General features: G+C 48.7%; 28 protein-coding genes. 26 read left to right on the top strand and 2 right to left on the bottom strand.

Annotated features, from left to right (window positions below; all coding sequences use genetic code 11):
- The first annotated feature begins 13 nt into the window (after nt 1-13).
- The 9 genes from nuoI (at nt 14) to murA (ending at nt 8,784) form a co-directional block, all read left to right on the top strand.
- The gene (gene nuoI, locus GCA01S_RS01635) at nt 14-433 is read left to right on the top strand and encodes an NADH-quinone oxidoreductase subunit NuoI (RefSeq protein ID WP_017436860.1); all 420 of its coding nucleotides are present in this window, start codon (nt 14-16) and stop codon (nt 431-433) included.
- Nucleotides 430-951 carry an NADH-quinone oxidoreductase subunit J gene (locus tag GCA01S_RS01630; RefSeq protein WP_042406756.1) on the top strand — a complete coding sequence of 174 codons (522 nt, stop codon included), beginning with the start codon at nt 430-432 and terminating at the stop codon, nt 949-951. The genes nuoI and GCA01S_RS01630 overlap by 4 nt, the downstream gene beginning before the upstream one ends.
- Nucleotides 948-1,262, top strand: a complete 315-nt coding sequence (nuoK, locus tag GCA01S_RS01625) for an NADH-quinone oxidoreductase subunit NuoK (protein WP_042406753.1) — start codon at nt 948-950, stop codon at nt 1,260-1,262. The genes GCA01S_RS01630 and nuoK overlap by 4 nt, the downstream gene beginning before the upstream one ends.
- Before the next feature lie 68 nt (nt 1,263-1,330).
- Nucleotides 1,331-3,184, top strand: coding sequence for an NADH-quinone oxidoreductase subunit L (gene nuoL, locus GCA01S_RS01620; protein WP_042406750.1), 1,854 nt, complete (start codon nt 1,331-1,333; stop codon nt 3,182-3,184).
- A complete protein-coding gene (locus GCA01S_RS01615; protein ID WP_042406747.1) occupies nt 3,184-4,710 on the top strand; it encodes an NADH-quinone oxidoreductase subunit M in 1,527 nt (508 codons plus the stop codon). Before nuoL ends, GCA01S_RS01615 begins: the two co-directional genes overlap by 1 nt.
- A gap of 5 nt (nt 4,711-4,715) precedes the next feature.
- Entirely contained in the window at nt 4,716-6,224 is a 1,509-nt protein-coding gene (gene nuoN / locus GCA01S_RS01610; protein ID WP_042406744.1) for an NADH-quinone oxidoreductase subunit NuoN, read from the top strand.
- A gap of 88 nt (nt 6,225-6,312) precedes the next feature.
- Complete coding sequence (locus GCA01S_RS01605) at nt 6,313-6,555, top strand: DUF1146 family protein (protein ID WP_017436854.1); 243 nt, start codon at nt 6,313-6,315, stop codon at nt 6,553-6,555.
- 134 nt (nt 6,556-6,689) lie between these two features.
- On the top strand, nt 6,690-7,442 hold the full coding sequence (locus tag GCA01S_RS01600; protein WP_042406742.1) for a YwmB family TATA-box binding protein: 753 nt from the start codon (nt 6,690-6,692) through the stop codon (nt 7,440-7,442).
- 31 nt (nt 7,443-7,473) lie between these two features.
- Nucleotides 7,474-8,784 carry a UDP-N-acetylglucosamine 1-carboxyvinyltransferase gene (gene murA, locus GCA01S_RS01595; RefSeq protein WP_042406739.1) on the top strand — a complete coding sequence of 437 codons (1,311 nt, stop codon included), beginning with the start codon at nt 7,474-7,476 and terminating at the stop codon, nt 8,782-8,784.
- Between the two features lie 21 nt (nt 8,785-8,805).
- On the opposite strand, the gene GCA01S_RS01590 is transcribed toward murA, so the two are convergent.
- Nucleotides 8,806-9,144, bottom strand: coding sequence for a hypothetical protein (locus GCA01S_RS01590; RefSeq protein ID WP_153017998.1), 339 nt, complete (start codon nt 9,142-9,144; stop codon nt 8,806-8,808).
- Here GCA01S_RS01590 and spoIID point away from each other — a divergent pair.
- The 11 genes from spoIID (at nt 9,126) to GCA01S_RS01535 (ending at nt 20,202) form a co-directional block, all read left to right on the top strand.
- Nucleotides 9,126-10,154 carry a stage II sporulation protein D gene (gene spoIID / locus GCA01S_RS01585; protein ID WP_042406734.1) on the top strand — a complete coding sequence of 343 codons (1,029 nt, stop codon included), beginning with the start codon at nt 9,126-9,128 and terminating at the stop codon, nt 10,152-10,154. The genes GCA01S_RS01590 and spoIID overlap by 19 nt on opposite strands.
- A gap of 126 nt (nt 10,155-10,280) precedes the next feature.
- Nucleotides 10,281-11,192, top strand: a complete 912-nt coding sequence (locus tag GCA01S_RS01580; protein WP_042406732.1) for a M23 family metallopeptidase — start codon at nt 10,281-10,283, stop codon at nt 11,190-11,192.
- Between the two features lie 166 nt (nt 11,193-11,358).
- Entirely contained in the window at nt 11,359-11,808 is a 450-nt protein-coding gene (locus GCA01S_RS01575; RefSeq protein WP_017436849.1) for an Lrp/AsnC family transcriptional regulator, read from the top strand.
- Between the two features lie 227 nt (nt 11,809-12,035).
- Nucleotides 12,036-12,977: a nickel ABC transporter permease gene (nikB, locus tag GCA01S_RS01570; RefSeq protein WP_017436848.1), complete on the top strand. Its 942-nt coding sequence runs from the start codon at nt 12,036-12,038 to the stop codon at nt 12,975-12,977.
- 27 nt (nt 12,978-13,004) lie between these two features.
- Nucleotides 13,005-13,910: an ABC transporter permease gene (locus GCA01S_RS01565; protein ID WP_042406730.1), complete on the top strand. Its 906-nt coding sequence runs from the start codon at nt 13,005-13,007 to the stop codon at nt 13,908-13,910.
- Nucleotides 13,911-13,951: 41 nt separating this feature from the next.
- Nucleotides 13,952-15,484: a glutathione ABC transporter substrate-binding protein gene (locus GCA01S_RS01560; RefSeq protein ID WP_375781786.1), complete on the top strand. Its 1,533-nt coding sequence runs from the start codon at nt 13,952-13,954 to the stop codon at nt 15,482-15,484.
- Between the two features lie 8 nt (nt 15,485-15,492).
- A complete protein-coding gene (locus GCA01S_RS01555) occupies nt 15,493-16,497 on the top strand; it encodes an ABC transporter ATP-binding protein (protein ID WP_042406723.1) in 1,005 nt (334 codons plus the stop codon).
- A complete protein-coding gene (locus GCA01S_RS01550; protein WP_042406720.1) occupies nt 16,469-17,446 on the top strand; it encodes an ABC transporter ATP-binding protein in 978 nt (325 codons plus the stop codon). The genes GCA01S_RS01555 and GCA01S_RS01550 overlap by 29 nt, the downstream gene beginning before the upstream one ends.
- A gap of 12 nt (nt 17,447-17,458) precedes the next feature.
- Nucleotides 17,459-19,063, top strand: coding sequence for a gamma-glutamyltransferase family protein (locus GCA01S_RS01545; protein WP_042406717.1), 1,605 nt, complete (start codon nt 17,459-17,461; stop codon nt 19,061-19,063).
- A 24-nt stretch (nt 19,064-19,087) separates the two neighbouring features.
- Nucleotides 19,088-19,675 (top strand): chromate transporter, encoded by a 588-nt coding sequence (locus GCA01S_RS01540; protein ID WP_042406714.1) that lies wholly within the window; start codon nt 19,088-19,090, stop codon nt 19,673-19,675.
- A complete protein-coding gene (locus GCA01S_RS01535) occupies nt 19,672-20,202 on the top strand; it encodes a chromate transporter (RefSeq protein WP_042406711.1) in 531 nt (176 codons plus the stop codon). The genes GCA01S_RS01540 and GCA01S_RS01535 overlap by 4 nt, the downstream gene beginning before the upstream one ends.
- Before the next feature lie 41 nt (nt 20,203-20,243).
- Here the strand turns inward: GCA01S_RS01535 and GCA01S_RS01530 are convergent, their stop codons facing one another.
- Nucleotides 20,244-20,732 (bottom strand): BsuPI-related putative proteinase inhibitor, encoded by a 489-nt coding sequence (locus GCA01S_RS01530; protein ID WP_042406708.1) that lies wholly within the window; start codon nt 20,730-20,732, stop codon nt 20,244-20,246.
- Between the two features lie 296 nt (nt 20,733-21,028).
- On the opposite strand from GCA01S_RS01530, the gene spoIIID reads away from it, so the two are divergent.
- The 6 genes from spoIIID to fabZ all read left to right on the top strand — a co-directional run bounded on the left by spoIIID (nt 21,029) and on the right by fabZ (nt 25,004).
- A complete protein-coding gene (gene spoIIID / locus GCA01S_RS01525) occupies nt 21,029-21,292 on the top strand; it encodes a sporulation transcriptional regulator SpoIIID (RefSeq protein ID WP_042406703.1) in 264 nt (87 codons plus the stop codon).
- Between the two features lie 111 nt (nt 21,293-21,403).
- The gene (gene mreB, locus GCA01S_RS01520) at nt 21,404-22,405 is read left to right on the top strand and encodes a rod shape-determining protein (protein ID WP_017436839.1); all 1,002 of its coding nucleotides are present in this window, start codon (nt 21,404-21,406) and stop codon (nt 22,403-22,405) included.
- A gap of 111 nt (nt 22,406-22,516) precedes the next feature.
- Complete coding sequence (locus GCA01S_RS01515; protein ID WP_042406700.1) at nt 22,517-23,353, top strand: flagellar hook-basal body protein; 837 nt, start codon at nt 22,517-22,519, stop codon at nt 23,351-23,353.
- A gap of 19 nt (nt 23,354-23,372) precedes the next feature.
- Nucleotides 23,373-24,218, top strand: coding sequence for a flagellar hook-basal body protein (locus tag GCA01S_RS01510; RefSeq protein WP_042406698.1), 846 nt, complete (start codon nt 23,373-23,375; stop codon nt 24,216-24,218).
- A 12-nt stretch (nt 24,219-24,230) separates the two neighbouring features.
- On the top strand, nt 24,231-24,506 hold the full coding sequence (locus GCA01S_RS01505) for a DNA-directed RNA polymerase subunit beta (protein WP_042406695.1): 276 nt from the start codon (nt 24,231-24,233) through the stop codon (nt 24,504-24,506).
- Between the two features lie 60 nt (nt 24,507-24,566).
- Nucleotides 24,567-25,004, top strand: coding sequence for a 3-hydroxyacyl-ACP dehydratase FabZ (fabZ, locus tag GCA01S_RS01500; protein ID WP_042406693.1), 438 nt, complete (start codon nt 24,567-24,569; stop codon nt 25,002-25,004).
- Nucleotides 25,005-25,045 lie beyond the last annotated feature (41 nt).

The raw sequence follows: 25,045 nt of genomic DNA, 5'->3' as shown, positions 1-25,045 counted from the left end.
TGGGGTGACAGGCATGATCGGGTTGGCCAAAGGATTGGCGTATACGTTAAAAAATTTGACGCAAGAAAAAGTTACGTACGACTATCCGAACGAACCGCTTCCGCTTCCGGACCGGTTCCGTGGCATTCAAAAGTTTTATCCGGAAAAATGCATTGTTTGCAACCAATGTGCCAATATTTGCCCGACGGACTGTATTCAGCTGACGGGGAAAAAGCACCCGGATCCGACGAAAAAAGGAAAAATTATTGATACGTACAGCATTAACTTTGAGATCTGTATTTTATGCGATCTTTGCACCGAGGTATGTCCGACAGAAGCCATTGTCATGACCAACAATTTCGAGCTGGCTGAATACAGCCGCGATGCCCTTTATAAAGATTTGGCATGGCTCGATGAGAACGATACCAACATTCGAAAGGAGAATAAGCCGTGAGCGGAGAATATCTCGCCTTTTTAGCGCTCGCCCTCGTTGCCATTACCGGCGGGGTGTTGATGCTCAACTTAACCAAAGTCGTTCACATGGTCATCGCGCTCGTCTTCACCTTTATCAGCATCGCAGGGCTGTATGTGCTTTTATCGGCGGAGTTTGTCGCCGTCGTGCAAGTATTGATTTATTCTGGGGCCGTCACCATTATGATGCTGTTTGGCATCATGCTGACGCGCCATCAGGAAGAAGAGGGAGAAAAAACGACAACGGGCGGATTTTGGCGCAAAGCGCTCACCGCCATCGCCGTCTTCGCCTTTGGCATCGCCGTGTATCTCGGCGTTTATCGCCTTGATTTTGGCGAGGAAGGCGCCCGCCTCCATGAAAACAATACGGAGCAAATCGGTATGGCGCTATATTCCCATTATACAATTCCGTTTGAAATTGCGTCCGTCATTTTGCTTGTCGCGCTCGTCGGGGCAATTATACTGGCGAAAAAAGATGATGAGGGGGCACCGAAATCATGAGCTCCGTTTCTTTATCTGTATATCTCGTGTTAGCGCTCATTTTGTTTTGCATCGGTCTGTACGGCGCGCTGACGAAGCGAAATACCGTCATTGTCCTTATTTGCATTGAATTAATGCTGAATGCGGTCAATATTAATTTAGTGGCGTTTGCCAAATACGGGGCCCATCCCGGCATTACCGGGCAGATTTTTGCGCTGTTTACGATCACGGTAGCGGCGGCTGAAGCGGCGGTGGGCCTGGCGGCGTTAATGGCGCTTTACCGCAACCGCAAAACGGTGCATATCGACGAGATCGATTCGCTAAAGCATTAAAAAATAGGGTGGAAAATGAAAAGAGCTTTTGCCGAAAAAAGCTCTTCATAAAAGGGGACTGTGATATCATGATGGAAATTGCCTGGATCGTACCGCTTTTTCCGTTGTTTTCCTTTTTTTTCTTGTTAGCAGTAGGGAAAAAAATGAAAGAAACGAGCGCATACGTCGGCATCCTTATGACGCTGCTTTCCTTTCTCCTCTCACTCGCCGTGCTGTTTGACCGCCTCGGCGGTTCGACGTACAAAGCGGAACATGTATGGCTGACCATCGGCAGCGTGAAATTAACGGCCGGGTTTGCGGTGACGGCGCTAAACGCATGGATGCTCGTCGTTGTCTCTCTCGTCAGCTTTCTCGTACATATCTATTCGAAAGGATACATGCATGGGGACGAGCGCTTCTCCGTTTTCTATGCGTATTTGGGGCTGTTCACCTTTGCGATGCTTGGCCTTGTGCTTTCGCCGAATTTGCTGCAGACGTACGTGTTTTGGGAACTTGTCGGCCTCGGTTCGTTTCTATTAATCGGTTTTTACTTCTATAAAGAGGAAGCAAAGGCAGCTGCCAAAAAAGCGTTTATTATGACACGCATCGGCGATGTCGGCTTTTTCATCGGCATGATTCTATTATTCTGGCAAGTTGGCAGTTTTGCATACGACGATATTTTCCGAGCAGCAGAAGACGGCACGCTGTCGCAGACGATGGTGACCTTAACGGCGATCTTGATTTTCATCGGCGCCGTCGGAAAATCGGGCCAGTTCCCGCTCCATACATGGCTGCCGGACGCGATGGAAGGCCCGACGCCGGTGTCGGCATTAATCCACGCGGCCACGATGGTCGCTGCCGGGGTTTACTTAGTCGCTGCCTTGTTCCCGCTATATGAAGCGAGCGAAACGGCGATGTTAACAGTGGCAGTGGTCGGGGGATTTACGGCGCTTTTTGCCGCTACGATTGGTTTGGTGCAGACCGACATCAAACGGGTGCTCGCCTATTCGACGGTGAGCCAGCTCGGCTACATGATGCTGGCGCTCGGCTCTGGCAGCTATGTGGCAGGCATCTTCCATTTAACGACCCATGCGTTTTTCAAAGCGCTCTTGTTTTTAGCGGCGGGAAGCGTCATTCATGCCGTCCATACGCAAGACATTGAAAAAATGGGCGGGCTTTGGCGGAAAATGCCGCTTACTGGACCGCTGTTCCTCATCGGCACGTTAGCGATTAGCGGCGTCCCGCTCTTCTCCGGATTTTTCAGCAAGGATGAAATTTTGGTGGCCGCCTGGACGCACGGGCATGTCGCCTTGTTCTGGATCGCGGTGGTAACCGCCTTTTTCACCGCGTTTTACATGTTCCGCCTCTTTTTCCTCGTCTTTGGCGGGGAAAAGCGGCATGATGAAAAAGACGTTCATGAAGCGCCGGCAGTGATGACGCTGCCGATGATCGTGCTCGCCGTGCTCGCTGTTGCCGCCGGGTACGTTCATACCCCTTGGTTCGGCACCTTTCTTGGCGATTGGCTGACAGACGGCGCCTATGCGCATGAAACAGCGCCAGGCTGGATTATGGCGGTAGCGACGGCAGTTTCCTTGCTCGGCATTTTCCTGGCGTGGCTTATGTACGGAAAACGATCGCTTGCGCGGGATTGGCTCAGTTCGCGCGTTCCGTATACGTACAGCTTGCTGTGGAATAAGTATTACATCGATGAGTTGTATATGCGCACCGTTGGCTATGCGGCAACGGCAATCAGTCTATTACTCTCGTATATAGACCGCTTTGTCGTCGAAGGCATTGCCCGCTTGATCGCCGCGACAGTCCATACGTCCGCATCGCTCGGGTCGCGAATGCAAAACGGGCAAGTGCAAATGTACGGCGCTGTTACGTTTGTCGGCCTTGCGCTTCTCGTCGTCATTCTCGCGTTCACAGGGGGGTACTTATAATGAATGGAACGTACTTTCTGTCACTCTTAATCTTCTCCCCGCTGCTTGGCATGATTCTGCTTGCGTTTGTGCCTAAGACGCAAGAGCGGACGGTCAAACTGCTCGGCTTTTTATCGACGCTGCCGCCGCTTCTTTTATCGCTATTTGCCTTTTGGCAATATTTGCGAGGCTATCGCCTCGAGCATTTGGCGGAAAAGCATGATTGGGTTCGCTTCACTGATTTTCCGTTTCTTACCGAGTCGACATACTTGGTCCGCTATGAGCTGAATATCGATGGCTTTTCGCTCGTGATGATCGTCTTGACCTCATTATTGACGACGCTTGCCGCCGCTGCTTCCATTCACATTAAAAAAGAATGGAAAGGCTATTTTCAGCTCTTTCTCTTGCTGGAGATCGGCATGCTTGGCGTATTTGCAGCAGGAAATATGATTTTGTTCTTTATCTTTTTGGAAATGACGCTCGTTCCGATGTTCTTTTTAGTCGGCAAGTGGGGCGGGTTTGACCGGGAGCGCGCCGCCTACAGCTACTTGCTGTACAACGGGCTTGGTTCAGCGATTTTGCTCATTGTCATCCTTGTGTTATTTGCCCGCACCGGAACGTCGAATCTCGAGCTGTTAAACGAAATGCTGCACAATCCGGTGGCACAGGCGCAGCTGATTGCACCGCTTTCTGAGGAGCTTCGATTATGGTTGTTTGTCGCTTTGTTTATCGCCTTTGGCATTAAACTGCCGATCGTACCGTTCCACCGCTGGATGCTGCGCGTCCATGTCGAAGCGCCGCCATCGATCGTCATGCTGCACGCCGGCGTGCTCTTAAAAATTGGGGCGTACGGTCTCATTCGCTTTGGCATCGGACTGTTTCCCGATCAGTTTCGTCATTTCGCCTTTTGGATTGCCGTATTAGGGGTCATCAACCTATTGTATGGAGCATTTTTAGCGTTCGTGCAAGAGGAATTCAAAATGGTGCTCGCCTATTCGAGCGTTTCGCATATGGGGATTATATTGATCGGATTAGGCGCGCTGAATGAAGCGGGGATTCAAGGCGCCATCTTCCAGGCCGTTTCCCACGGGTTGATTGCCGCGTTCCTGTTCCTGCTCGTCAGCATTTTATACGAACGGACGAGTACGACCACGATCGACCGTTTGGGCGGGCTTGCGAAAGTGATGCCGCTGACGGCAGGGTGTTTGCTCGCCGGAGCGATGGCATCGCTTGGCCTGCCGGGAATGTCGGGATTTATCAGCGAATTTACTGCTTTTTTAGGGCTGTTCCAAACGAAACCTGTTGTCGCCGCGATTGGCACGCTTGGCATCATTATGACCGCCGTTTACATGCTGCGCGCCGTATTGAATATGACGTTTGGCCCGTCTATGCGCAATGACGTACAAGCGCTCGATATGAGCACGATCGAAGCGATTCCGGTGTTCATTTTGCTCGTGCTCATTGTCTCCGTCGGCGTTTATCCGTACATGTTAGCGAAGCCATTGCAAGCGGCGATTGAAATGATGATGAATGGGTTAGGAGGGTGAGAGAGATGAGCATGCATACCTTATTGCAATACAAATGGAGCATGATGACACCGGAGTTTATCGTTTTGATCACGGCGCTCATTCTCTCGCTGGCCGATTTATGGATGCCAAATGATAAAAACCGGCGCCCGCTTGCGTGGATCGCGGTGGTCGGCGTCGTCATCGCGCTGATCGCGACCGCAGGGCTCATTCCGGCAAAACCAGTGTCGATTTTGTACGATACGTTTCGAATCGATTCCTTCAGCAAGGCGTTTAAGCTGCTGGTACTGGCCGGAGGGGCGCTTTGCCTCCTGCTTGCGCTCGATTACCGTCCAAAAGAAGGGCTTTCGCATCGCGGCGAGTTTTACTATTTGCTCCTTTGCGCGCTGCTCGGCGCGATGATCATGGCTTCGAGCGGCGATTTGATTACGTTGTTTGTCGGGCTGGAGCTGTTGTCCGTTTCCTCGTATATTTTGGCGGGAATCCGCAAGACGTCGGCGCAATCCAACGAATCCGCGCTGAAATATGTCATTAGCGGCGGCATTGCAACAGCGATCACGCTGTTTGGCATGAGCTATATTTTCGGGTTAACCGGCACGACGAATTTGAAAGAAATGGCGTTCGAAGTGCAAAAGCTGGCAGACAGCAACTACCAATACCTGCTTGCGCTTGCCTTTCTCCTGCTGCTCGTCGGTCTGTCGTTTAAAATTTCGTCCGTCCCGTTCCATATGTGGGCACCGGACGTCTATCAAGGAGCGCCGACGCCGGTGACGGCATTTTTAAGCGTCGTTTCAAAAACAGCCGGTTTTGTCATCCTGCTGCGGTTGTTTATTACGATTTTTGCCGCTGCGCCTGCGCATGGAAAAGATCCATCTTCGCTTTTGTTGTCGATGCAAAATTATATCGCCGTATTAGCCGGCCTTACGATGATCATCGGCAATACGGTCGCGTTAAGACAGCGGAGCATGAAGCGTCTGTTTGCGTATTCGAGCATCGCCCACGCCGGCTATCTCCTTGTCGGGTTTGCCGCGATGTCATGGGTGATGATCGACTCGATCTGGTTTTATTTGCTCGCCTATGTACTGATGAACGTTGGCGCGTTTGCCATCATCCAGCGCCTGTCGGATGAAGCGGACTCCGACGATATGATCCATTTTGCCGGCCTGTATCAGCGGAATCCGCTGCTTGCGGTATCGATGGGAATTTTCCTGCTGTCGCTGGCCGGCATCCCGGGTACGGCCGGTTTTATCGGCAAGCTTAACATTTTCCTCGGCGCATTGATGACCGAGCCCGGCCATTACATGCTCGCCGCGGTGATGATCGCCACCACGGTTGTATCCTACGTCTACTACTTCGGCGTGTTTGTGCAAATTTTCTTCCGCCCTGCCGACGAAGCAGCATCGGTCAAACTGCCGGTCGGGCTGACGGTTACCGTTGTGCTTTGCGCGTTTGGCACGCTGCTATTCGGCATTTTCCCGAGTTTGGCGTACCAGGTTCTCGCCCAGTTCGAACACTTTGGCGATTTCCTGCAATAACGTTACAATAGAAGGGGAAATTTCCCCTTCTTTTGTTGTTTATCGACGAATAGGCCGCCAATTGCGCGGCAGAAAGAGGTGAAAAGCAATGATGCCGATACTGGGCCAGCAAGCGTTAGTGAGCATTATTGTCCATCTTGCCTTTATCGCCGTTACATGGTGGACGCTGCAAGGGGTACGGCTCGAGGCGATGATCAAGCCAAACCGCGTCTTTCAAGGACGTCTGCTTTACATTTTATTGACGATCGCGATCGGTTCGACAGTCGCCAACTTTTTTCTCGACTATTTATCATGGTCGACACAACTTCCGTTTCTCTTTCGAGGCGAGTAAGTCATTACTCGTCTTTTTTCGTTCTCTTGCCTGTATTGATAGCGCTTACATTTTTTCGTTTTGTCGATTTTTTTTATGTATGTTCACTTCCGATCTGGCAACAATAACAGGTAAGGAGAGGAAGTGAAACGGATATGAAAAAAGGACAAGCCTGCGCCTTCACTTTTTTATTGGCGTTGTTCGTCATCCTCGGCATGTGCCAATACAAGTCGGGAGAAGCAATGGGGAACGGGTCGCTTCAGCCGGTGAAAACGATCGCGCGCGTCCTCGAAAATAACGGAGCGGACATTCGGCAATGGACCGTTTACACAAGAGAGTATGCCCACTATATTGAAAATGATGCGGCATTTTTCAAAAAGCTAGAGGAATTGAAGAAAGAAAACCGCGCTTTTCACTGGTCTTTCGACACAAACCACCATATGCAAAAAGCAACCGGCACGTATCAACACCCCTTCTTTCAAGAAAAAATTCAGCTCGTTAGGACGGTCACAAATAACCAATCACAGACGTATATCCTCTATGAAGTCAAAGGACTGCATTGGAATAAAAAAATATGGAAAGAAGTGGTCGAAAAAATAGAGAAAAAGTCGAAACAACTATTTGTGAAACAACCTACATTTTTCACTTGTATTGAAGGAGATTTCAGTGATAATATGGAAAGTGGTTTGTTCGATTATGCATTACATTTATCACGCGAGTTTCAGGCAACACCAGTCGAGTCTTTGCAGGAAGAGTCACTTGTTTCTCTCTCTGCATATACTGGGCAGTGGGAGAACGTTCTTCCAACCAATAACCATCCGATGAATTTGCAGATTGCCTTAAGAGAAAGATTGGGCGGCAAGACAACCGTCGTTATTGGAACCCCAATCATTACGATTGAATATTAATATAGAGAAATTGGACGCGGAGGGGAATACCTTGGAAAAGATTATCGTCCGTGGCGGAAACCGGTTGAGCGGCACTGTGAAAGTAGAGGGAGCAAAAAATGCCGTTTTGCCTGTTATCGCTGCAACATTGTTAGCGACAAATGGAAAAAGTGAGATTCATGATGTGCCTGCTCTTTCCGATGTATATACAATTAGTGAAGTGCTCCGCTATTTAGGCGCAGAAGTGGACATAAACATAGAAAAAAATAGGATCGCTGTTGACGCTACCGGCCCGTTAAAGATGGAAGCGCCGTTTGAATATGTGCGGAAAATGCGGGCATCGGTGCTCGTCATGGGTCCGCTCTTGGCGCGAAATGGTCGAGCCCGCGTCGCGCTGCCAGGAGGATGCGCCATCGGTTCGCGCCCGATTGACCAGCATTTAAAAGGATTTGAAGCAATGGGAGCGACCGTGAAAGTGGGCAACGGATTTATCGATGCCGAAGTAAAAGGAAGATTGCGCGGGGCAAAAGTTTATTTGGATTTTCCAAGCGTTGGAGCAACGGAAAATATTATGATGGCGGCTGTGTTGGCTGAGGGCACCACCATCATTGAAAACTGCGCGAAAGAGCCGGAAATTGTCGACTTAGCCAACTTTTTAAATGCAATGGGCGCCAAAGTGCGCGGTGCCGGCACCGGTACGATTCGCATCGAAGGTGTAGACGAATTAACCGGCACGACACATACCGTGATCCCGGACCGCATTGAAGCAGGTACATTTATGGTTGCAGCGGCCATTACTGGCGGCAATGTCCTCGTGCAAGGTGCCGTTCCGGAACATTTAAGCTCACTGATTGCCAAAATGGAAGAAATGGGTGTCACCATTATCGAAGAAAAAAATGGAGTACGAGTCATTGGACCGGAAAAATTAAAAGCGGTCGACATTAAAACGATGCCTTATCCAGGTTTTCCAACCGACATGCAATCGCAAATGATGGCATTGCTTTTGAAAGCGGAAGGTACGAGCATGGTGACGGAAACGGTATTTGAAAACCGTTTCATGCATGTCGAAGAATTCCGCCGTATGAACGCTGACATTAAAATTGAAGGACGTTCCGTTATTATTAATGGCCCTTGCAATTTGCAAGGCGCGGAAGTGGCGGCGACCGATTTGCGCGCCGCAGCAGCGTTGATTTTAGCCGGTTTGGCGGCGGAAGGCTATACGCGTGTGACGGAATTAAGACATCTTGACCGCGGCTATGTCCGCTTCCACGAAAAACTGGCCGCGCTCGGCGCTGATATCGAACGCGTCAAAGAAACGGATGCAGTACTTGGAGACGTAAAAGTGAAAGATTTGAACCTATAAAGAATAAAAAACGACCGTCAGCTACATATGTAGTGAATGGTCGTTTTTTATTTTGGATGCGGCAGCCGCCGCTGTTTTTCCCTCGTACATGCCAACCTCTATGAGAAGGAGAAAAGAAAGAATCCATGCCGGGCAAAAGGAGAGAAAAGAGCGGAACCGCCGCTTATTTTGCCGGCCAAACAAGCCCCTGCGAAAAGAAATTGTCATATATACTTGTCCGAGCCCATAACTATATAACGAAGCAAACGCAGGCACTCCCAGAGCGAACATCGATGCGACTGCCCCTGAATGGGAACGATGTCCGCTTGTGCCGGAAAAATGAATATTGGAGGCTCGGCTATATGAAACGGATAAAACCAATTATGGCACTCCTTGCGTGTTTATTTGTCGTCGTACTGCTCGTTCCAACGATATTAGTCATCCCATTCCACGATGGGAAAGTGGAAAAATTGGCGGAAGAACTGCGCCAGCAAGAAACAAAGCAACATGCCAAAGCAGTCGAAAGCGGGCCGACCGTCGAAGTTGCGGTATACCGCAGCAAACAAAAGCGCATTGAACATATTCCGCTCGAGCAATATATCATCGGCGTCGTCGCGGCGGAAATGCCGGCCGAATTTGAGCTAGAAGCATTAAAGGCACAAGCGCTGACGGCGAGAACGTACATTGTCAAACAGTTGTTAAACGACCAGCCGATCAGCTTGCCAAAGGGAGCGAACGTGACCGATACGGTGATGCACCAAGTCTACTACAGCGATGACGAGCTGAAACGTTTATGGGGCAGCGACTACGATTGGAAAATCAAAAAGATTACGAAAGCGGTGCTAGAAACGAGCGGGCAAATTTTAACATACAACAACCAGCCGATCGAAGCGTCGTTTTTTTCGACAAGCAATGGCTATACGGAAAACTCGGAAGCATATTGGCAAAATGAATTTCCGTACTTAAAAAGCGTGGCCAGCCCGTGGGATAAAAAATCGCCCAAATTCTATCACCAAAAGGTAATTTCGGTGGCCGAATTTGAACGAAAACTAGGAGTGAAACTGCCGGAAAACGGCTCGGTTGGCGTTATTTTATCGCGCACGCCTGGGAAACGCGTCGATGTCGTCGAAATCAACGGCAAAAAATTGAAAGGAAGAGAAGTGCGCGAAAAGCTTGATTTAACCTCGACGGATTTTACATGGATGCGCAAAGGCAATGAAATTATTATTACAACGAAAGGATACGGCCATGGCGTCGGCATGAGCCAGTATGGGGCCAATTTTATGGCGCAGGAAGGAAAGACGTACGACCAAATCGTCAAATATTATTACCGCGGGGTGGACATTTCTTCGGCGACCGCGTTTTTAAATAGGCTGACCGTAAAAAAATAGGGGGCAAAAACGCCTCTATTTTTTTGCATAAAATGGCCCATTTTTAAAAAAAATAAATGAAAAAAGTTGTTTCGTCATGTATATATTTTCCTCTTTCTGTTCAAAATGGTTGCTGAGGTGATGAACATGAGAGAGGAAGAAAAGAAAACAAATTCTGTAAAGAAACCAAGTTTACAGCGGTTGTTCAGAAAGCGTTGGGTATTTCCAGCCATCTACTTGACATGTGCCGCTATTATTGTGGCAGGAGCGCTTTGGTTCCAGAACAAACATGACGGAAAAACAGGAAAAGACGAATACGAATACAGCCAATCAGGCACATCGCAGCATAACGAGCCGGCCGTTCCTGTCAACGAAGCGGTAGAAAAATTCACGATGCCGGTCCTTGATGCAAATTCCGTAGAGATTAAAACACCGTTCTATGATGACAACGCGTCAAAAGAAGAACAGGAAGCAGCTCTCGTCTTTTATGATAATACGTATTATCCAAACCATGGCATCGATATCATCCGCAAAGACGGCAAAACGTTTGATGTCACTGCTTCGTTAAGCGGTACGGTCACGAAAGCGGAAAAAGACCCAATTTTAGGCAATGTCGTTGAAATCGATCATGAAAACGGCGTCGTCACTGTTTACCAATCGCTTGCCGATATGAAAGTGAAAGCTGGCGATACGGTAGAACAAGGACAAGTGATCGGAAAAGCGGGCCAAAGCCAATTTAACCAAGAAGCTGGCATCCACGCTCACTTTGAAATCCGCAAAGACGGCAAGCCGGTCAATCCGATCGACTACATCGACAAACCGCTTACGGCGCTAACGGAACAAAAAGCTGGAAATGACAACGCAACCGAACAAAACAACACAACGCCAACCGATGAACAAAGCGAATTGAACGACCAACCATCTTCTGATGAGCAAACGCCATCCGATGAAGAGGCGCCAGCAACCGATCAAGGCACAACAACACCGAGCGAGGAAAAGCAAGATGACGCTTCTTCCTCCAAAATGCCAGATGCCTCGATCGGAATGGCAAGAGCGTAATTAGCTATATGAAAGAGCAGCTGTAAACAAGAAAACTGCCTATCCCTTTTCCTTGACTGGATAAAAGGGATAGGTAGTTTTTTTTGTATAATAATGAAATTGTTTTCGAACAATGTTGCCTATATACTTAATATTGAGAAAACTTACCTCAGGTTGGTGATGGGCGATGAAACTAGACGATATCGACCGTAAAATATTGGCCATGTTAACGGAAGACGGAAGAATGTCTTATGTGGACATTGGGAAAAAGCTAAATCTTTCTCGGGTTGCGGTAAGAGAAAGAGTGAACCAGCTTGTCAAAAATGGCGTTATTGAAAAATTTACGGTTGTTATTAACTCGGAAAAGTTTGGAAAAAGCGTATCTGCTTTTTTTGAAGTAGATTGTGAGCCTGCTTATTTGGTGGAAGTGGCGCAGAAACTCGCGGAAAACGCGAATGTTGCCAGCTGCTATCAAATGACGGGTCCGAGCACCTTGCATGTACATGTCTTGGTGGAGGATTTTGCAGCATTAGAAAAATTCATTAACAATGAGCTTTACGCATTAAAAGGGATTACCAGGGTAGAAAGCAATATTTTGCTCAGGCGCTTTAAAAGCCGAAATGGTCTCAAATTATAGTGTGGCTTCTATATAAAAGAGGGAATTTTCCCTCTTTTTTTGTTTTTTAATCAATATAAAAATTCGATTTTTTTAGGGAATTATGTAGAAAAATATTTAAATTTACTATATAATCATAAAAAACGAAATTTCATTAACTTTGTTAAATAATAATCCATTTTTGATTAACAAATGGATATGATACCTCACTTTATACATAACAACGGAAAATAGAAGGGGTGACAGAGATGGCAGGGTTAATTGTAAGAAGATTTTTTCAACTGATTTTGCTTTTAATAGGCATTTCGTTTCTCGTGTTTACTAGCATGTATATCGCACCGGGGGATCCGGCGGCCATTATAGCGGGGCCGACTGCGACGAAATCGGATATTGACGCCATTCGCGAAGATTTAGGGCTGAATGATCCATTTCTTGTTCAATATGTCCGCTATATTAGCGGTGTTCTTCATGGGGATCTAGGCTACTCTTATCAAACAAAGCAACCTGTTTGGGAAGCGATTATGACCCGATTCCCTAACACGTTAAATCTTGCCATCGCCAGTATTATGGTTGCAGTGATTATTGGCGTAGTTGCCGGGATTATTTCGGCGATTCGGCAAAACTCCTGGTTGGATGTTTCTAGCACGGTATTTGCTTTAGCAGGGATATCGATTCCGAACTTCTGGCTTGGCACCGTCCTTATTTTGATCTTTGCCGTCAACCTGCAAATTTTACCGGTAGGCGGGCTCGATCATCCGTTTTATACCGTGGAAGGAATGAAGCAGTTAATATTGCCGGCGATTACACTTGGAACTGGGTCAGCGGCAATGATCGCCAGGATGAGCCGCTCTTCGATGTTGGAAGTCATTCGCGCCGATTTTATTCGTACGGCACGGGCAAAAGGGTTGAAGGAAAGAACCGTTATTTGGGTCCATGCCTTACGTAATGCCATGATTCCCGTAATCACCGTCATCGGACTTAATTTTGGGTTTCTGTTAGGCGGAACGATTATTACCGAGCAGGTGTTTGCGATTAATGGGGTTGGCCGGTTAATGGTGCAGGCCATTGCCGCAAGAGATTTCCCAATGGTTCAAGGTTCCGTGCTGTTAGTTGCTACTTTGTTCGTATTGGTCAACCTGATTGTCGATATTATCTACGTCTTTATTGATCCACGCATTAGTTACGATTAAATGTCCTATTGAAAGGAGGAAGCATAGATGGAGACAGGGGCAGTTGCCAAAACCGATGGAACACCGGTGTTGGTACGGAAAAAGAAAGAAAAAATGTATGTGACGACATTAAAGCGCTTGTTGAAAAACAAGCTGGCTGTCGTCGGATTAATCATCATTATTATTCAAATATTGATGGCGATATTCGCTCCATGGATTGCCACACACGATCCGGTAAAGCAAAACCTGGCAGAAAGCGAGCTTCCGATTTTTTCTGACGGTCACTGGCTTGGAACTGATAACTACGGAAGGGATATGTGGAGCCGCATCGTATATGGGGCAAGAGTTTCCCTTGTGGTTGGGATTGTTTCTGTCAGCCTAGGGCTGGCTGGGGGAGTCCTGCTCGGATTGCTGGCAGGATACTATAAAAAGCTGGATGGGCTCATTATGAGAATCGTAGATTTATTGTTTGCCTTTCCGGGAATTTTGCTTGCCATGCTCATTATTGCCATCCTCGGCACCGGGCTCGTCAATGTAGCCATCGCGATTAGCATTTGGTCGATTCCGACATGCGCGCGGATCGTCCGTGGCAGCGTTCTGTCCATTAAAAACCGAGAGTATATCCTGGCGATGAAAGCGTTAGGAGCTAGCAATGCACGCATTATTTTCAAGCATATACTGCCTAACTGCTTGGCCCCAATCATTGTATTTGCAACGATGCGCATGGCTACCGCCATCTTATCGACCGCTTCGCTCAGCTATTTAGGGTTAGGGGCGCAGCCGCCGACTCCGGAGTGGGGAGCGATGATTGCGGCAGGGCAGGATTTTATGTGGACATCCCCGCATATGACGGTGGTTCCAGGCATTGCCATTATGCTTGTCGTATTTGCCTTTAACGTTGTAGGCGATGGATTACGGGATGCGCTAGATCCAAATATGGATTTAAATAACTAAAAATGGGGGGAATGAAGTTGAAAAAGAAACACTTTTTTAGCATGCTTGTATTTCTTTTTATGATTTCCGCTGTCTTAGCGGGATGCGGCGGCAAATCTGCCTCGAATAGCGGAGGATCTTCTTCGCAGGGAAAAGGAAATGCCGCTCAAGAACTAACGTATGCTACTACTTCCGACGTTGTAGGCCTTTCACCAATTTTAACAAACGACTCCGTTTCGGCAGCAGTCATTAATCAAATTTATGAGACATTGTTCGTCCGCGACCCGAAAACGATGGAAATTGTTCCGCATCTGGCGGAATCCTATGAAACCCCGGATGATAAAACGTGGGTGATTAAATTAAAGAAAGGAATTAAGTTCCACGATGGTACTGATTTCAACGCCGAAGCAGTAAAATATACGTTTGACAAACTGAGAGATCCAAAAACAGCGGCGCCGCGGGCGTCGTTATTAGAGCCAGTAGAATCTGTCGAAGTCAAAGACGATTATACTGTCGTCATTAAAACAAAGTATCCATACGGCCCAATGTTAGCGGCATTATGTCACACGAACGCAGCGATCGTCAGCCCGACGGCTGATCAAAAACAAGATTTAATGAAACAGCCAGTCGGCACAGGTCCGTTTAAATTTGTCGAATGGGTGCCAGGCGATCATATTACATTGGAGAAAAATGAGCAATATTGGCAAGGAGCGCCAAAATTAAACAAAGTGACGATTAAAGTAGTCCCAGAAGTGACAACCGCTATTTCAATGCTGCAAACGGGAGATGTGCAGTTCATCGATAACGTGCCTGCCGAGCAGCTTTCACGCTTGCAATCAATGAAAAATGTAGATCTTATTAAAAAAGAAGGCACCCCTGTTTATTATTTAGGGTTTAACATGAAAAAAGCGCCAATGAATGAACTGGCATTTCGACAAGCTGTTTCTTACGCCATTAACAAAGAAGAATACGTAAAACAGCTGAAGGGGCTTGGCATTCAATCGAACAGCGTTATTGGCCCGAAAGTGTTTGGCTATAATGAAGCATCCGAAAATGTGGCTTACAGCTATGATCCAGAAAAAGCAAAACAATTGATCAAGGAAAACGGCTATAAAGGAGTCAAAGTAAAAATGCTTGTAGCAAACACCGCCAACTATATGAAAATGGCAGAAGTCGTTCAGGCGCAATTAAAAGAAGCCGGCATTAATGCGGAAATTGAATCGATGGAATGGGGTACATTTTTAGATGCGGTGAAACAAGGGAAATATGATTTAACCTTCCTCGGCTGGGCAAATAGCACAGCAGACGGCAGCGAACTGCTTTATCCAAACTTCCATTCCGATAACGTTGGAACATCAAACCGGATTTTCTATAGCAATCCGGCGTTCGACAAGCTAGTGGAAGAATCACGGACCAACATCGATCCGGAAGTGCGGAAACAAAAATTAAAAGAAGCGAACGAATTTTTACTGAAAGATGCGGCGGTTGTCGTGATGAATCACGGCGTGGTAACAGCGGCAGTGGATAAATCGGTGAAAGGATTGGAAATAGATCCTACAGGCCAATGGTCGCTCTATCATGTTTATAGAGAGTAGGGGATAGCATGGCGGAAGCATTACTACGTGTCGAGAATCTTGTAACCACCTTCAATACAGCTGAGGGGAAACTCTCAGCTGTACGGGGGGTTTCTTTTTCGTTGCAAAAAGGGGAAACGTTGTGCATTGTCGGTGAATCAGGCTGCGGAAAAAGCATCACTTCGCTTTCTATTATGGGGTTGCTTCCGAGCAACGGAGAAATCAGCAGCGGCGCCATTTACTTTGAGGGCACGGATTTAACCAAGTTGTCGAAAGAAGAACTTCGCCGCATCCGCGGCAACAAAATTTCAATGATTTTCCAAGAGCCGATGACGGCGTTGAATCCTGTGTTTACGATCGGCTATCAAATTAGAGAACCGTTGATGCTTCATCAAAAATTATCGAAGCGGGAAGCGCATGAACGTGGAATCGAATTGTTAAAACAGGTGGGAATTCCGTTCCCAGAAAAGCGGATGAAACAGTATCCGCATGAACTAAGCGGCGGGATGAGACAGCGTGTCATGATTGCAATGGCGCTTGCTTGCCGTCCGAGTTTACTCATTGCGGACGAGCCGACTACCGCCTTAGATGTGACGATCCAAGCACAAATTCTTGATTTAATAAATGAATTAAAAGAAAAGTTGAACATGGGCGTCATTATGATTACCCATGATATGGGAGTCGTCGCAGAAATGGCGGACCGTGTCATGGTCATGTATGCGGGAGAAAAAGTCGAAGAAGGCGATGTAGCAAGTATTTTTGCGAATCCGCGCCACCCTTATACAAAGGGATTATTGAAGTCGGTGCCGAATGTTGATGATGAGCAATACGAGCTCGAGCCAATTCCAGGAACGCTTCCCAACTTGAATGAAAAACTTGAAGGTTGTCGCTTTCATCCTCGTTGTCCATTTGCAACGGAAAAATGCCGCGCGCAATCGCCGCCGGAATTCAAAGTGAAAGAAGGCCACTACGTACGGTGCTGGTTAGAGAAGGGGGTAGACATCGATGAGCCAGCCGCAGCAGCCACTTCTTAAATTAGAAGGAGTGAAAAAATATTACCCCATTAAAGGGGGGATTTTGCAACGGGTGCAAGGCTATGTGAAAGCCGTTGAAAATGTGTCGCTTGAAGTATTTGAAGGAGAAAGCATCGGCATTGTCGGTGAATCTGGATGCGGCAAGTCGACACTTGGGAGAACGATTCTAGGCTTAGAGAAAGCGACAGATGGGAAAATTTTTTTCAAAAATCAAGAAATTAGCAATTTACCAGAGAAAAAGCGGAAAACATTTAAGAAAGAAATGCAAATGATTTTTCAAGACCCGTATGCATCGCTTGACCCTCGACAGCGGATTGGTGCGGCATTGGAAGAGGTATTTGTCATTCATACGAAGATGACAAAGGCGGAACGGGAAGAGAGGGTGTTGCAGTTATTAAAGGAAGTTGGATTAAAAGAAGAACATTACGATCGCTATCCTCATGAGTTTAGCGGAGGGCAGCGCCAGCGGATCGGGATCGCCAGAGCGATCGCGCTCAACCCATCGCTCGTCATTTGTGATGAAGCTGTATCGGCGCTTGACGTGTCTGTGCAGGCGCAAATTATTAAATTATTAAAAGACATTCAAGAAAAACATCGTTTGACCTATTTATTTATTTCCCATGATTTAGGAGTAGTCCGTCACTTTTGCAATCGCGTGTTGGTCATGTATTTAGGGAGCACAGTGGAGCTGGCTCCATCCCATGAACTATATGCCAACCCTCTTCATCCGTATACGAAAGCGTTATTATCGGCGATTCCAAGGCCAAAACCAGGGGTGAAAAAAGAACGAATTCGCCTGGAAGGGGATTTGCCGAACCCGGCGAACCCGCCAAAGGGTTGTCCATTTCATACTCGTTGCCCGATTGCCACAGAAAGATGCAAGCAGGAACGTCCAGAATGGAAAGAAGTGGCGCCAAATCATTATGTTGCCTGCCACGAAGTACAGTAAGGAGGGAATCCAATGGACTATTTATACTATCCATATCCGTCGCAGCGGATGACGACGTTTGCGGCCAACGGCATGGTGGCGACCTCACAGCCGCTGGCAGCGCAGGCGGGATTGGAGATACTAAAAAAAGGCGGAAATGCGATTGATGCCGCGATTGCGACCGCCGCCTGCCTGACGGTCGTCGAGCCGACCTCGAACGGCATCGGCGGCGACGCGTTTGCCATTGTGTGGACAAATGGCAAGCTGTATGGATTAAATGCCAGCGGCTATTCGCCAAAATCGATCTCGATCGAGGCGGTAAAAGAACGAGGATATAAAGAAATTCCGAAACACGGCTGGATTCCGGTCACCGTCCCGGGCGCGCCGGCGGCGTGGGCGGCGCTGTCAAAACGGTTTGGCAGGCTGCCGCTTGCGGAAGTGCTAAAGCCGGCGATAGCATATGCGGAAAACGGCTATCCGGTGTCTCCAACGTTAGGAAAGTACTGGCAGGCCGCATTTCAAACGTATCAAAAAACGTTGAAAGGTCCGGAGTTTGCCAGCTGGTTTGCGACCTTTGCGCCGAACGGGCGCGCGCCGAAAATCGGGGAAGTATGGGCGTCCAAAGACCACGCCCATACGCTCCGCCTCATTGCCGAAACGAATGCGGAAAGCTTTTACCGCGGCGAATTAGCGGAGAAAATCGCCGCCTATTCCAAACAATACAACGGCTTTTTGGATCTGGATGATTTAGCCGAGTATGAGCCGGAATGGGTCGAGCCGATTTCCGTCCACTACCGCGGCTATGACGTGTGGGAAATTCCGCCGAACGGACAAGGCCTTGTCGCCTTAATGGCGCTGAATATCATGAAAGGGTTCGCCGTTCCGGAAACGCCGACGGTCGCGACATACCACCAGCAAATCGAGGCAATGAAACTGGCGTTTGCCGACGGGCAGGCGTATATCACGGACCGCAAGCATATGGAGCATCGCGTCGAGGAATTGCTGTCCGAGCCGTTTGCCGAAACGAGACGGGCGCTTATTGGCGAAGAAGCGCTGCTTCCGGCGCCGGGGACGCCGCCAAAAGGAGGAACGGTGTATTTAGCGGCGGCGGATGGAGACGGCAATATGGTATCGTTTATTCAAAGCAACTACATGGGCTTTGGCTCCGGTTTGGTCGTGCCAGGCACCGGCATCGCCCTGCAAAACCGCGGCCATAATTTTTCCTTTGATGAAACCCATGTGAACCGATTGGCGCCGCGGAAAAAACCGTACCATACGATCATTCCGGGATTTTTGACCAAAGGCGGCGAACCGGTCGGACCGTTTGGCGTCATGGGCGGATTTATGCAGCCGCAAGGGCATTTGCAAGTGATCATGAACACGATCGACTTCCATCTGAACCCGCAGGCGGCGCTCGATGCGCCAAGATGGCAATGGACGGAAGGCAAAAACGTGCTCGTCGAGCCGCATTTTCCGCGCCATATCGCCGAAGCGCTGGCACGAAAAGGGCATGACATCCATGTTGCGCTGGATGGCGGACCATTCGGGCGCGGGCAGATTATTTGGCGCGATCCGCGCTCGGGCGTGCTGATCGGCGGGACAGAACCGCGCACCGACGGCGCTGTCGCCGCATGGTAACCAAGGGCAAAGGATGAACAGCATATGAACCAGCTGCACTTGTTTCTTGCCTTTTTCCGTGTCGGCATGCTTGGGTACGGGGGAGGCCCGTCGGCCATTCCCCTTGTCCATAAAGAAGTCGTCGAAAAGTACAAATGGATGAGCAATCAGGAGTTTGCCGATATATTGGCGCTTGCCAACGCCCTGCCTGGCCCGATTGCGACAAAGCTGGCCGGATATATCGGCTACCGCGTCGGCGGAGTGATCGGGATGTTCAATGCGGTATTGGCCACTACGGTTCCTACCATTATTTTGATGATTTTGTTGCTGACTGTTCTTTCTTCAGTGAAAGAAGAACCCTGGGTATTAGGAATGACAAAAGCGGTGGTTCCGGTTGTCGCCGTGATGCTTGGAGTGTTAACATGGGAGTTTGTGAAACAATCACGCGCTTCATTGGGTTTGTTTCCTGCTTTTGCATTTCTGGTTGGTTGTTTCATTGTACTGCAATTTTTACATATTCACCCGGCCATTTTAATCGCTTTGTTGCTTTTTAGCGCGCTAGTCGGGAAAAGCAAAAAAGAAAAAACAGCGGGGAAAGCTGATTCTCCGGGAGAAAGGAGAAAACATTCATGATTTATTGGCAAATTTTCCTCGCCTTTTTCCTTCCAGGAATTTTAGGCTATGGCGGCGGGCCATCTTCGATTCCGCTCATTGAAAATGAAGTGGTAGACCGCTACGGTTGGTTATCGGTTCACGAATTTAGCGAAGTGTTAGCACTTGGCAACGCCTTGCCTGGCCCGATTGCGACGAAGCTGGCTGGGTATATCGGCTACCAGCAAGGAGGGGTGCTTGGCGCTTTTATCGGGGTGTTTGCATCCGTCGCCCCTTCGCTTTTGATCATGATTGCTTTGCTTCAGCTTTTGTATAAATTCAAAGATTCTCCAAAAGTAAAGCGAATGACGAATTATATACGCCCTGCCATCGCCGTATTGCTTGGAATGATGACTGCCGACTTTTTTATGACTTCTTACCGAGATGTAGGAATATGGCAAACGCTATTCCTGCTGGCCGCAAGCTTTCTCTTAATGGAAAAATGGAAAATACACCCTGCTTACGTCATTACATTGTCATTAGTATATGGAGCCTTGTTTTTATCGTAAAAACGAAACCTGCCTTGTCCAAAAGGCAGGTTTTTCGCATGTTATTCTACGGTAAACGTAATCCCCGCTTTCGCATTTGGCCAGTTTTTATCCGCAAGCCACCATTCGAGCTTATAATTTCCTTTTGGCAAGTCGGTAAACGTTTCTTGGAATACGAGCTCTTCTCCTTGCTTTAGCTGGCGCTGTTCGTAAATTTGCGTAAACAATTTTCCTTCGCTAAACTGCTTTACCTTCTTTCCATTGCGGTACAAAATGTAATCATACTTTTTCCCGCTCGTAAAGGTCACGGTTTGCACGCGCTCCGTTTGGTTTTTTACTTTAAACGTCACGACGTAGTTTCCGTCTTTCTTCTCATACGTTAATGACGGTTCGAGCGCCCCGGCGATCATCCCTCGCTCTACTTGCGATTTTGCTCGCGAAGCCTCATCTTTTGCTTTTGGCCGTTCCTCTCCATTGCCCGAAAACAGCATACCGATTGCCACCACCCCCACAGCAATGCCCGCTAGCGCGATCATCCGTCCTTTTCCCATCAGGCTCAACTCCTTTTTATTATAGTCGTTCCCATTTTTCATCTTGTTACAAGAAACAAAAAAAATTATGAAAAAATCCTTGTCCGCCTTGATATTTCTGGTATATATGACCGATTTGTCTAATAAAATGTTACAAATTGAACAACAACGAGAGTGTTTGAGGTGGGGATCGTTCGTAACAGCACGGATACCTGCTTGAGATGTTTCCAAAATGCACAAGTAGAAGTGGTTTTCATCATCCACGAGGCGAGTCTCATTTCACACTCCTCACATCCAACTTAGGGAGGGCGAGTGGTGTGCACGATTACATCAAAGAGCGTACGATCAAGATTGGAAAGTACATCGTGGAGACGAAGAAAACCGTTCGCGTCATCGCGAAAGAGTTCGGTGTTTCCAAAAGCACGGTTCACAAAGATTTAACCGAGCGGCTGCCGGAAATTAATCCGGAGCTGGCCCAGGAAGTCAAACAAATTCTCGATTATCATAAATCCATTCGTCATTTACGCGGAGGAGAAGCGACAAAGAAAAAGTACAAAAAACAAGCGGTGAAAAACAATTAACTTTTTTCCTTGCGTCCTGTCTTCATCGCAAAAATAGTATCATTATCCTAAATGAATATGGTAAAATAATCTATCAGGAGTGATTTGAGGGCAGAGGCAAGGAGGATCCATATGTTTTCTAGAGATATTGGCATTGACCTTGGCACGGCAAACGTACTCATTTTTGTCAAAGGAAAAGGAATTGTGCTCAATGAGCCGTCCGTCGTCGCGATTGATAAGAACACGAACAGGGTGCTCGCTGTCGGCGAAGAAGCAAGGCGAATGGTAGGACGTACTCCTGGGAATATCGTTGCCATTCGGCCGCTCAAAGACGGAGTAATCGCTGATTTCGACATTACCGAAGCGATGTTGAAACACTTTTTAAGCAAGCTCGATGTCAAAGGCTTTTTCGCCAAACCGCGCATTTTAATTTGTTGCCCGACGAACACGACATCGGTAGAGCGGAAAGCGATCAAAGAGGCAGCAGAAAAAAGCGGCGGCAAAAAAGTATATTTGGAGGAAGAGCCAAAAGTAGCGGCCATTGGCGCAGGAATGGACATTTTCCAGCCGTGCGGAAACATGGTGGTCGATATCGGCGGTGGCACGACCGATGTGGCGGTTCTCTCCATGGGAGACATTGTCACCGCCTCTTCCATTAAAATGGCTGGGGACAAGTTCGATTTGGAAATTTTGCATTATATCAAACGGGAATATAAGCTGCTCATCGGCGAACGAACCGCGGAAGAAATCAAGATCAAAGTCGCAACTGTATTCCCAGGTGCACGTGACGAGGAAATTGACGTCCGCGGCCGTGACCTTGTCACAGGGCTGCCGCGCACGATTACGATCCGCTCCAAGGAAATCGAAAAGGCGCTGCGCGAGCCGGTGACAATGATTGTACAAGCTGCCAAGAGCGTGCTTGAACGCACGCCGCCGGAACTGTCCGCCGACATTATTGACCGCGGCGTTATTTTGACGGGCGGCGGCGCGCTATTGCACGGCATCGATCAACTGCTTGCCGAGGAGCTCAAAGTGCCGGTGTTTGTTGCGGAAAACCCGATGGACTGCGTCGCGCTCGGAACGGGGATCATGCTCGAAAACATCGACCGCGCCCCAAGACAGCAGCTCGTGTGAAAGGCTGGAGAAACAAGACGAATAGCTACCGCTAGGAAATGGTATCTATTCGTTTTTTTCCATGCTTGCCTTATAATGATAGTAAACCTAGCCTAAGCGAGGTGACCTTCCTTGTTGCGGGGATTGTATACAGCGGCAAGCGGCATGCTGACGCAGCAGCGCCGCGTCGAAATGCTAACGAACAACATCGCCAACGCCAATACGCCTGGGTATAAAGCAGACCAAGCGGCATTGCGCGCGTTTCCGGAACTGCTTCTTTCCCGTTTGGACGCAGCGAACGTATCGGCCAAAACACCGCGTTCGTTTCTATTGCAGCCGGCAATCGGGCCGTTCAACACCGGTGTTTATATGCAGGAGCTGATTCCAAACTTCCGCCAAGGCGATATAAAAGAAACGGGGCAGCGAACCGATATTGCTTTAGTCAACGGAACGCTTCCGGTCGATGCAGCGACGGGGCAGCAAGGCGCGCTCTTTTTTGTCGTGCAAAATGAAAACGGCGACATCCGCTACACAAGAAACGGCAATTTTACCATAAATCCGCAAGGGTTTTTAACAACGAACGATGGCTGGTACGTATTAGATGAAAACGGCCGGCGCATCCAGCTGCCAAGCGCGGATTTCACCGTCGGCACGGACGGTACGATCACAGCGGGGAATAACCGCATCGCAAGAATCAATATCGCATTGGCGGCCAACCCAAATACGCTCGTGAAAGAAGGAAACGGCCTCTTCCGCAGCGACAACGGGACGCTGCCGAGCGCGCTTGGCAATCCGAATGTGACTTATGCGCTCCGGCAAGGATTTATCGAACGATCCAACGTGGATCTTGACCGCACGATGACAGAGCTTTTGTCCGCGTACCGCGCCTTTGAAGCGAACCAAAAAATTGTACAAGCCTATGACCGCAGCATGGATAAAGCCGTCAACGAAGTCGGCCGCCTGAGATAATGATGAGGGGGACATGCACGTGTTACGTTCGATGCTCACCGCCGCCAATACCATGAATCAGCTGCAGAAGCAGCTCGACGTCATCAGCAACAACATCGCCAACAGCGACACGACCGGATTTAAACGGCGCGACACGAATTTCGCCGAATTGCTTGCCCAGCAGTTTACGAATTTTCCTGATGACATCAGCAGCCGCCTGACGCCAAACGGCGTGCGCATTGGTGTCGGCGCGCGCCTTGCCGAGACGAATGTCGTGCTCGCACAAGGGGCGCTAGTGAAAACAAACCGCGCCTTGGATATGGCGCTCACCAAAGAAAATCAATTTTTCCGCGTGCTCATCCAAAGAGGAAACGGCGAACAGGAAATCGGCTACACCAGAGCGGGCGCGTTTTATTTAACGCCATCTGCCGAAAATGAGTGGATGCTCGTCACTAGCGACGGCAGCCCGGTGCTTGATGAAAACAACGAGCCGATTGTGCTTCCGGGCGGATTCAAAGATATCATGATTTCCAATAACGGCACGCTTACCGCCCTCGCTCCCGACGGCCGCACCGTGGCAAGCGCCAATCTCGGCGTTACGGCGATCTTGCGGCCGCAGCTATTGCAGTCAGCCGGGGACAACGTATTTACCATGCCAAACCTTAATGCACTAAACGTTAACACAGCCGATGTGGCGGTCAACATGACCGGCAATTTGCGCGGGCAAATCGCCATGATGCAAGGTGCGCTCGAGCGGTCGAACGTCGATCTTGGCACAGAACTGACCGAAATGATGATCACCGAGCGCGCGTATCAATTGAACGCACGCGCCATTTCCCTTTCTGAGCAAATGCTCGGCCTCATTAACGGAATCCGTTCCACTTAAGGAGAAATTCGTATGAAGGGACAACAGCTCGAGGAAAATCAGGCCCAAACAGAAGAAGTAAGCAAGGAAGAAACACGGGCGGAGCGGAGGCGCCGCTTTCAACGCACCCGCCTCATTCCGATTTGGCTGCGCCTGATCATCGTCGCCGTACTGATGGCCATCAGCCTTGCCGCCGGCGCCATGATCGGCTATGGCGTCATCGGCGACGGCAATCCGTTCGATGTGTTCCATCGCTCCACATGGCAGCACATCATCGATATCGTCGAAAAAGATACGAAAAGCAAATAATCATCGTTGGGAGGCAGCTGCTCTCCTTTTTCTGCATCATCACAGAAAGGTGGCATAGATATGCTTGATATCCAACAAATTCAAGCGATCATTCCGCATCGCTATCCGTTTTTGCTTGTCGACCGCATTCTTGAAATCGAAGAAGGAAAACGCGCCGTCGGCATCAAAAACGTCAGCGCCAACGAAGCGTTTTTCGCCGGCCATTTTCCGGAATATCCTGTTATGCCTGGCGTTTTAATCGTCGAGGCGCTCGCCCAAGTCGGCGCCGTGGCGATGCTGAAAAAAGAAGAAAACCGCGGCCGTCTCGCCTTTTTCACCGGCATCGACAACTGCCGCTTTAAAAAGCAAGTCAAACCAGGCGACCAGCTCCGCCTCGAAGTGGAAATCATCCGCGCCCGCGGCGCGATCGGCAAAGGCAAAGGCGTCGCAACGGTGGACGGCGAACTCGTCTGCGAAACAGAGCTCATGTTTGCCCTTGGCGATAAGCAAGGCGAATGAAACGAAGCTCTCCTTTCACCGATGAAAGGAGAGCCTGTTTG

The organism is Parageobacillus caldoxylosilyticus NBRC 107762, assembly GCF_000632715.1.
Taxonomy (GTDB): Bacteria; Bacillota; Bacilli; order Bacillales; family Anoxybacillaceae; genus Saccharococcus; species Saccharococcus caldoxylosilyticus.
Note: the sequence above shows the minus strand (reverse complement) of the source record. Positions and strands in the feature narration are given on the sequence as shown.

What these genes read in the sequence shown, in the direction of transcription:
- nuoI (WP_017436860.1), top strand. Translation starts at nt 14, where the DNA reads ATGATCGGGTTGGCCAAAGGATTGGCGTATACGTTAAAAAATTTGACG.
- nuoK (WP_042406753.1), top strand. Translation starts at nt 948, where the DNA reads ATGAGCTCCGTTTCTTTATCTGTATATCTCGTGTTAGCGCTCATTTTG.
- nuoL (WP_042406750.1), top strand. Translation starts at nt 1,331, where the DNA reads ATGATGGAAATTGCCTGGATCGTACCGCTTTTTCCGTTGTTTTCCTTT.
- GCA01S_RS01615 (WP_042406747.1), top strand. Translation starts at nt 3,184, where the DNA reads ATGAATGGAACGTACTTTCTGTCACTCTTAATCTTCTCCCCGCTGCTT.
- nuoN (WP_042406744.1), top strand. Translation starts at nt 4,716, where the DNA reads ATGAGCATGCATACCTTATTGCAATACAAATGGAGCATGATGACACCG.
- GCA01S_RS01605 (WP_017436854.1), top strand. Translation starts at nt 6,313, where the DNA reads ATGATGCCGATACTGGGCCAGCAAGCGTTAGTGAGCATTATTGTCCAT.
- GCA01S_RS01600 (WP_042406742.1), top strand. Translation starts at nt 6,690, where the DNA reads ATGAAAAAAGGACAAGCCTGCGCCTTCACTTTTTTATTGGCGTTGTTC.
- spoIID (WP_042406734.1), top strand. Translation starts at nt 9,126, where the DNA reads ATGAAACGGATAAAACCAATTATGGCACTCCTTGCGTGTTTATTTGTC.
- GCA01S_RS01580 (WP_042406732.1), top strand. Translation starts at nt 10,281, where the DNA reads ATGAGAGAGGAAGAAAAGAAAACAAATTCTGTAAAGAAACCAAGTTTA.
- GCA01S_RS01575 (WP_017436849.1), top strand. Translation starts at nt 11,359, where the DNA reads ATGAAACTAGACGATATCGACCGTAAAATATTGGCCATGTTAACGGAA.
- nikB (WP_017436848.1), top strand. Translation starts at nt 12,036, where the DNA reads ATGGCAGGGTTAATTGTAAGAAGATTTTTTCAACTGATTTTGCTTTTA.
- GCA01S_RS01565 (WP_042406730.1), top strand. Translation starts at nt 13,005, where the DNA reads ATGGAGACAGGGGCAGTTGCCAAAACCGATGGAACACCGGTGTTGGTA.
- GCA01S_RS01560 (WP_375781786.1), top strand. Translation starts at nt 13,952, where the DNA reads ATGCTTGTATTTCTTTTTATGATTTCCGCTGTCTTAGCGGGATGCGGC.
- GCA01S_RS01555 (WP_042406723.1), top strand. Translation starts at nt 15,493, where the DNA reads ATGGCGGAAGCATTACTACGTGTCGAGAATCTTGTAACCACCTTCAAT.
- GCA01S_RS01550 (WP_042406720.1), top strand. Translation starts at nt 16,469, where the DNA reads ATGAGCCAGCCGCAGCAGCCACTTCTTAAATTAGAAGGAGTGAAAAAA.
- GCA01S_RS01545 (WP_042406717.1), top strand. Translation starts at nt 17,459, where the DNA reads ATGGACTATTTATACTATCCATATCCGTCGCAGCGGATGACGACGTTT.
- GCA01S_RS01540 (WP_042406714.1), top strand. Translation starts at nt 19,088, where the DNA reads ATGAACCAGCTGCACTTGTTTCTTGCCTTTTTCCGTGTCGGCATGCTT.
- GCA01S_RS01535 (WP_042406711.1), top strand. Translation starts at nt 19,672, where the DNA reads ATGATTTATTGGCAAATTTTCCTCGCCTTTTTCCTTCCAGGAATTTTA.
- GCA01S_RS01530 (WP_042406708.1), bottom strand. Translation starts at nt 20,732, where the DNA reads ATGGGAAAAGGACGGATGATCGCGCTAGCGGGCATTGCTGTGGGGGTG.
- mreB (WP_017436839.1), top strand. Translation starts at nt 21,404, where the DNA reads ATGTTTTCTAGAGATATTGGCATTGACCTTGGCACGGCAAACGTACTC.
- GCA01S_RS01505 (WP_042406695.1), top strand. Translation starts at nt 24,231, where the DNA reads ATGAAGGGACAACAGCTCGAGGAAAATCAGGCCCAAACAGAAGAAGTA.
- fabZ (WP_042406693.1), top strand. Translation starts at nt 24,567, where the DNA reads ATGCTTGATATCCAACAAATTCAAGCGATCATTCCGCATCGCTATCCG.